Source organism: Vibrio sp. OPT46 (genome assembly GCF_015163535.1).
Classification (GTDB): Bacteria; Pseudomonadota; Gammaproteobacteria; order Enterobacterales; family Vibrionaceae; genus Vibrio; species Vibrio alginolyticus.
Genome location: NZ_JADDYG010000712.1, coordinates 1 through 267, shown reverse-complemented (window position 1 = coordinate 267; position 267 = coordinate 1). Strand labels below are relative to the sequence as shown.

The window sequence follows — 267 nt, the reverse complement described above, 5'->3', positions numbered from 1 at the left end:
GTTTTCAGCTTGCTTAGCTAGAGTACTGCTTGATGCTTTCTTCACCATTGAATCTATGTCAGGAATTACATACTCTTGCTTGGAGTTAGATTTAAATATCTGCACACCTATCAAAAATATAATTCCAAGAGCCACAAATACGATGTGGGATGGTTTTATCTTTGATAGAGGGTTTGTGTTGAGTAGCTGCTCAATTGTTTGAATTTGAGCGAACTTTTCATTAGGTACAGCTTCACATATGACGTCATATGAGTGCTGTTGGTACTC

The 267-nt window shown here is 37.5% G+C and carries 1 protein-coding gene; it reads left to right on the top strand.

What is annotated here, in order from left to right; translation table 11 throughout:
• A partial coding sequence (locus tag IQR33_RS36060; RefSeq protein WP_228014141.1) for a hypothetical protein occupies nucleotides 1-202 on the top strand: 202 nt, incomplete at its 5' end.
• Between the last annotated feature and the right edge of the window lie 65 nt (nucleotides 203-267).